Annotated in this window: 5 protein-coding genes; 1 reads left to right on the top strand and 4 read right to left on the bottom strand. The window is 74.3% G+C overall.

Going from position 1 to position 6,258, the window contains the following annotated elements:
* Positions 1-113 precede the first annotated feature (113 nt).
* A complete protein-coding gene (gene purU, locus ACTT8P_RS29335) occupies positions 114-995 on the bottom strand; it encodes a formyltetrahydrofolate deformylase (RefSeq protein ID WP_442834792.1) in 882 nt (293 codons plus the stop codon).
* 46 nt (positions 996-1,041) lie between these two features.
* Complete coding sequence (locus ACTT8P_RS29330) at positions 1,042-1,542, bottom strand: SCO4402 family protein (protein ID WP_442834791.1); 501 nt, start codon at positions 1,540-1,542, stop codon at positions 1,042-1,044.
* Positions 1,543-1,659: 117 nt separating this feature from the next.
* Between ACTT8P_RS29330 and ACTT8P_RS29325 the strand changes: the two genes are divergently transcribed.
* Positions 1,660-2,937: an ABC transporter substrate-binding protein gene (locus ACTT8P_RS29325; protein ID WP_442834790.1), complete on the top strand. Its 1,278-nt coding sequence runs from the start codon at positions 1,660-1,662 to the stop codon at positions 2,935-2,937.
* A gap of 29 nt (positions 2,938-2,966) precedes the next feature.
* Here the strand turns inward: ACTT8P_RS29325 and ACTT8P_RS29320 are convergent, their stop codons facing one another.
* Both ACTT8P_RS29320 and ACTT8P_RS29315 read right to left on the bottom strand, forming a co-directional pair.
* A complete protein-coding gene (locus ACTT8P_RS29320; RefSeq protein WP_442834789.1) occupies positions 2,967-4,667 on the bottom strand; it encodes a hypothetical protein in 1,701 nt (566 codons plus the stop codon).
* Positions 4,668-4,867: 200 nt separating this feature from the next.
* Positions 4,868-6,253 carry a transcriptional regulator gene (locus ACTT8P_RS29315; RefSeq protein ID WP_442834788.1) on the bottom strand — a complete coding sequence of 462 codons (1,386 nt, stop codon included), beginning with the start codon at positions 6,251-6,253 and terminating at the stop codon, positions 4,868-4,870.
* Positions 6,254-6,258 lie beyond the last annotated feature (5 nt).

The following is a 6,258-nucleotide window of genomic DNA, read 5'->3' as shown; positions in this document are numbered from 1 at the left end:
GTTCCCCGCGCCCCTTGAGTACGTGCGGTGGACGTCCCTCAAGGGGCGCGGGGAACTGCGCGACCGGCCACGACGCACCCGCAGCCGCCGGCGGGACAGAACCCCCCGCCCCGCTACGCGAACACCACCGTCCGCCGCCCGTTCAGAAGAATCCGCCGCTCCGCATGCCACTTCACGGCCCGCGCCAGCGCCTGGCACTCCACGTCCCGCCCGATCGCGACGAGCTGATCGGGCGTCACGTCGTGGCCCACCCGCTCGACCTCCTGCTCGATGATCGGCCCCTCGTCGAGATCCGCCGTCACGTAGTGCGCCGTCGCCCCGATCAGCTTCACGCCCCGGGCGTGCGCCTGGTGATACGGCTTCGCGCCCTTGAAGCTCGGCAGGAAGGAGTGGTGGATGTTGATGATCCGCCCGCTGAGCTGCTTGCACAGGTCGTCGGAGAGGACCTGCATGTAGCGGGCCAGCACGACCAGTTCGACGTCCGCCTCCCGGACGACCTCCAGCAGCCGGGCCTCGCCCGCCGCCTTGGTGTCCTTGGTCACCGGGATGTGGTGGAAGGGAACGTCGTAGGAGCCGACCAGCTCGGCGAAGTCCGTGTGGTTGGAGACCACCGCGGCGATCTCCACCGGCAGCGCCCCGATCCGGGTGCGGAACAGCAGGTCGTTCAGGCAGTGCCCGAACTTGCTGACCATCAGCACGACGCGCATCTTCTCGTCGGCCCGGTGGATCTGCCAGTCCATCTGGAAGGAGTCGCCGATCGCCGCGAAGCTGGCGCGCAGCTTGTCCACCGTCACCGGCGACTCGGCCGAGAAGTGCACCCGCATGAAGAACAGACCCGTGTCGTGGTCGCCGAACTGCTGACTGTCCTCGATGTTGCAGCCGGTCATGAAGAGGTAGCTGGACACCGCGTGCACGATGCCCTGCTTGTCCGGGCAGAAGAGGGTGAGGACGTACTGGTCGGCGGCGGCCGCGGGCCGGGTGGACTGGTCGTTCATGCCGGACAGGGTCCCATATCCGGCACCCGGCACGAAGAGCGTCCCGTCACGCGGACCGCGTCATGAGGTGCAGCACCTCGAGGCTGCGCGGCACCGTGTCCGGGTCCTCGCCGTCGCTCGCCGCCAGCCGCACATGCGCGTCCCGGGCCGCCCGCACCGCCTCCGGCCAGTCCCCGTGCTGGAGGTACGCGGCCACCGGCGCGTCCGGCCCGACCTGGTGCATGATCCGCAGCACCCGCAGCACGGCGGTGTCGACGAGCGCCGCCTCCTGGGAGTCCCGGAAGATCGTGCCGACGTATTTCTCCGCCGACCAGTTGTCCAGCCAGGTGTCCTCGACCAGCCGGTAGACCGCGTCGGTGACGTCGCCGTAGCCGTCCACCCCGGCCAGCCAGACGTCCCGCTGGAAGGCGGGGTCGGAGAGCATGTGCAGCGCCGACCGCACGTTGCCGCGCCAGCGCCACCACGGCATGTCGTTGAGAGGCATGCCGCCCATGGTGGAGGAGCGACGGCCGCGACGGGAAGAGTTCTCCGAACCTTGCACGGTCATCGATCGTACGTTCCTCTCCATGCTTGCCTCACAGGCACCCGCAATTCACCGCAAGGCCACCCGCCGTCGACCGGAGGGCGCCCCCAGGTTAGTCCTGTGACGGAATCGTACGGTTTCATGACCGGCAGGCGACGCTTCAGCAGAACCTCCCTGTCCCTGGGCGCGCTCGCGGCGTGCGCGTCGCTCGCCGCCGGCTGCGGGGTCGTCCCCGGGGTCGCGGGGAGCGCGGGGGACGACACCATCACCGTCATGACCTGGGCGCCCCAGGGCACCGACGCCACCAACAAACCCGGCATGCCCGCCTTCGCCCAGGCCTATGCCCGCTACGTCAACGCGCACGGCGGGCTGTCCGGCCACCGGCTCAAGGTGCTGACCTGCAACGACCACAACGACGGGGTGGCCGCCGCCAAGTGCGCCCGGCGCGCCGTCCAGGAGCGGGCCGTCGCGGTCGTCGGCTCCTACAGCCAGTACGCCGACGCCTTCCTGCCGGTACTGGAGGGGGCCGGCATCCCCTACCTCGGCGGCTACGGCATCACCTCCGAGGAGTTCACCAGCCCGCTGTCCTACCCGGTCAACGGCGGCCAGCCGGCGCTGCTGGCCGGCCTCGGCAGCGCGCTGGCCGGCAACTGCGGCACGGTCACCCTGGTCCGCCCCGACACCATCGCCGGGGACCAGCTCGCCCCGCTGCTGGACTCCGGACTCACCGCGGGCGGGCACGAGAGCGCCCAGGACCAGCGGGCGGCGGAGGACGCCACCGAGTACGGCGGCCAGGCCGACCGGGCGCTCCAGCGCTCCGCCGACGCACTGTCGGCGAAGAAGGGCTGTGTGGTCCCGGTGCTCGGCGACCGCACCGACACCTTCATGGACTCCTTCCGGCGGGCCCGCGACGCCTACCCCGAGGTGCGCACCGGCACCGTGCTGGGCAGCGTCGACCAGTCCACCGTGAACGCCGCCGGCGGGGCGTCGAGCCCGTACGAGGGGTCGTACGTCACCGGCTGGTACCCGGTGGAGACCGACCGGGTCTGGGACCCGATGAAGAAGGTGATCGAGGAGAAGGCGTTCGGCGACAACCGGATCGACGCCGCCGACGCCGGGGTGCAGACCACCTACATCGCGTACACCGTGCTCAAGAAGGTCGTCGCCGCGCTCGGCGACGACGCCGAGGTGAGCGCCGACGCGATCACCGGCGCCCTGGACGACGGACTGGAGATCGACACCGACGGGCTCACCCCGACGCTGCGCTGGACGTTCGCGGCCGACCTGGCCTCGGTCGGCTTCCCCCGGCTGGTCAACACCGACGTCACCCTCCAGGTGGTACGGCAGGGCCGGCTGGTGTCGGCCCGCAAGGGCTTCCTCGACACCACCGGGACGCTGCGCGAGGCCGACGTGGACTGAGACCGGGCCGGCCGGGCCGGCCGCGCCGCTCAGAGCTGCACCGGGGTGCGCGCGGTCAGGCCGTACGACTTCGCGATCTTGTTCCACAGGTCGGCGGCCTTGGCCTTCTCGGTGCTGGCGACGCCGCTCGCCTTGTTGCCCGCCGCGGTCTGGCCGGTGGAACGGGCCTGGCCCTTCTTGCAGCCCTTCTTCCCGGCCGCCTGGTCGGCCCAGGCGGCGTAGTGGTTGTCGGCCGCCGCCGACGCCTGCCACGCCTTGGTCAGCGCGGTGGTCAGCGCCGCGTTGTCCGGCAGCTTGTCCACCGGCAGCTGGGAGAGCCGGGTGACCAGCTCGGTGCGCTGCTCGGCCGCGTCGCGCAGGCTCTCGGCCGCCTGGGACAGGTTGTCGCAGGACTTCACCGCGGCCACCGAGTCGATCACCGTCTGCCGGCTGTCGCCGCTCTCGGCGAGCAGCGCGTCCAGCGCGACGGCCTGCTCCCGCGCCGGGTCGGCGGAGGCCGACGCGGAGCCCTCGGTCGCGGGGGCCGTGGCGGACACGGTCTGGTTCTTGTCGCCGTCGTCCTCGCCGCCCCCGCCGGCCAGCAGCGCGCCGGCGCCGATCCCGACGACGGCGATGGCCACGCCGACGGCCGCGATCAGCGGCACCCGGGACCCGGTCCGGCCGCCCCGGCCGCCCCCGCCACCACCGCGCCGGCCGCTGTCGGCGGGACCGGCGCCGGGACCAGGACCGGGACCGGGGCCCTGCGGGGCGTACCCGTACTGGGGCGGCTGCGGGCCGCCGGGCATGGGCATCTGCTGGGTGGAGCCGGACGGGCCGTCGGCGCCCGGGGCGCCGCGGAAGAGGTTGTCGAACTCGGCGGGCGGCTGCCGGTTCGCGTCCCCGCCGGACCCCGCGCCGAAGGGCGCCGGGCCGGACTGTCCGGGTACCGGCGGGAGGTACTGGGTGGCCTCCGCGTCGGAGCCGGCGGCCGGCGGCGGCAGCGGGCCGGGCCCCTGCGGGGCGGGCTTCACCACGCCGAGCGACCGCGTCTGCTCGGCGTGGTGCCCACCGGCCGGCATCTCGGGCGGCAGCGCGCCGGGCGCGACCGGCGGGAGGTACTGGGTGGCTCCCTCGTCGGCGGCGGGAGCGGGCGGTATGTGCGGTATGTACTGGGTGGTGCCCTCGTCGACGGCGGGCTGGGCCGGGGCCGGCACGGGCGGCAGGTACTGGGTGGCCTGGTCCGGCGCGGGCGCGGGCGGCGGCGGGGCCGCGTGCGCGCCGTGACCGCCCTCCTGCTGCGGGTACGGGGGCTGCTGCGCGCCGTACGCCGGTGGCTGGGCGCCGTAGGCCGGGGGGCCTCCGTAGGTCTGCTGGCCGCCGTAGGCCGCCGGGGGCTGGGCGCCGTAGGCCGGGGCCTGGGCGCCCTCCGGGGGCAGCGGGCCGGGGCCCGGCTGCGGCGGCGGGCCGGGCCGGTCCTGGCCGTGCGCGGACCAGGCGTCCGGCGGCTGCTGTCCGGCCGCGTGCCAGGGCTGAGGGGCCTGGTCGGCGTGCGGGCCGCCGGGCCCCCACGCCTGGTTCCAGGACTGTCCGCCGGTGGGGGCGGCGGGCGGCGGGGCGGGCGGGCCGGACGGCGGACCGGCGGCTGCGCCCGTCATACCCGGCAACAGGGGCGCGCTGCCGTCCGAGGGCAGCACGATGCCTTCGCGCGCCGGGCGCGCCGAGGGCTCCTCGCCCTGTCCACTCTGTGTCACCGGGACTCCTACGAATGGGGGACCTTCGGAATCGTCGGCTCACGCTACCGGGTCCCCGGAACCCGCTGCCACGCCGCACAGGACGTGACCACCTTCCCTGTGACCGCAATAACAAAACCGGTCCCCTACGCGGTGTTGACGTCCCGCGCCCTCGACCACCCCTGGTTTCCCGCCCGTTCACGCGCGCTCCGGGCCGAAGTTCACGCGGCCGCCTGGAGCTCGACCCGCGCCCCGAACTCCCGGACCACCGACTCCTCCCGGTAGGGGTCCAGCCGCTGCTGGAGGTCGTCCAGGTACTCGGCGCCCCGGTTGGAGCGCAGGCCGGCCAGCAGCTCGACCGCCTTGGTGCCCGTACTGCACGCCTCCTCGATCTCCCGGCGCTGCACCTGGGCGCTGGCCAGCAGGACATGGCCGATGGCCCGCCGGCGCGCCCGGGACTCGGGGTGCCCGGCCAGCGACTCCTCGGCGTACCGGGCCGCCGCGTCGGCCTGGCCCAGGTCCCGGTGGCAGTGCGCCAACTCGTCGGCGAGGTAGGCCGCGTCGAAGTGCGCGATCCACGCCGGGTCGTCGCCGGACGCCTCGTCGACCGCCTCCAGCGCGGCCACCGCCCGGCCCGCCGCCTCCTGGGCCGCCCGCGCGTCGCCGAGCAGGGCGTGCCCGCGGGCCTCGGCCGCGTGGAACATCGACTCCGCGCGCGGTGTCACGCGCCCCCGTGCGCCCTCCTGCGCCGCGCGCGCCAACTGCGCGATCTCGCGCGGGTTTCCGAGCTGCGCGGCGAGGTGGCTCATCGACGCGGCGAGCACATAGCCGCCGTAGCCGCGGTCGCCGGCCGCCTGCGCCAGGCGCAGCGCCTGGATGTAGTACCGCTGGGCGAGGCCGGGCTGGCCGGTGTCGACGGCCATGTACCCGGCCAGCTCGGTCAGCCGGGCGACGGCCGCGAACAGGTCCCGGCCGACCGCCTCCCGGTAGGAGCCCGCGAGCAGCCCGGAGACCACGCTGTTGAGGTAGTGCACGACGACCGGGCGCACGTGCCCGCTGCCGTACTGGTGGTCCAGGTCGACCAGCGCCTGGGTCATCGCCCGCACCGCCGCCACGTCGGACGGGCCCACCCGCGGCCCGGCCGCCCGCGACACCTGCGCGTCGGGGGCGGAGATCAGCCAGTCCCGGCTGGGCTCCACCAGCGCGGACGCCGCGACCGAGGACCCGGACAGGAAGTCCCGCCGGCCCACGTCGCTGCGCCACAGTTCGCAGACCTGCTCGATGGCGCCCAGTACCGTCGGCGAGAACTGGAGGCCGACGCCGGACGCGAGGTTCTTGCCGTTGGCCATGCCGATCTCGTCGATCGTGACCGTCCGGCCGAGCTTGCGCCCCAGCGCCTCCGCGATGATCGCCGGGGCCCGGCCGCGCGGCTGCTGTCCGCGCAGCCAGCGGGCCACCGACGTCTTGTCGTACCGCAGATCGAGACCGTGCTCGGCGCCGCACATGTTGACCCGGCGGGCCAGGCCCGCGTTCGAGCAGCCCGCTTCCTGGATGAGCGCCTGCAACCGTTCGTTCGGCTGCCGCGCGACAAGAGGCCTTGCGGCCATGGCGT

The organism is Streptomyces sp. JW3 (genome assembly GCF_052216785.1).
Classification (GTDB): Bacteria; Actinomycetota; Actinomycetes; order Streptomycetales; family Streptomycetaceae; genus Streptomyces.
The sequence above is the reverse complement of the archived record's forward strand: the minus strand, read 5'-3'. Positions and strand labels throughout refer to the sequence as shown.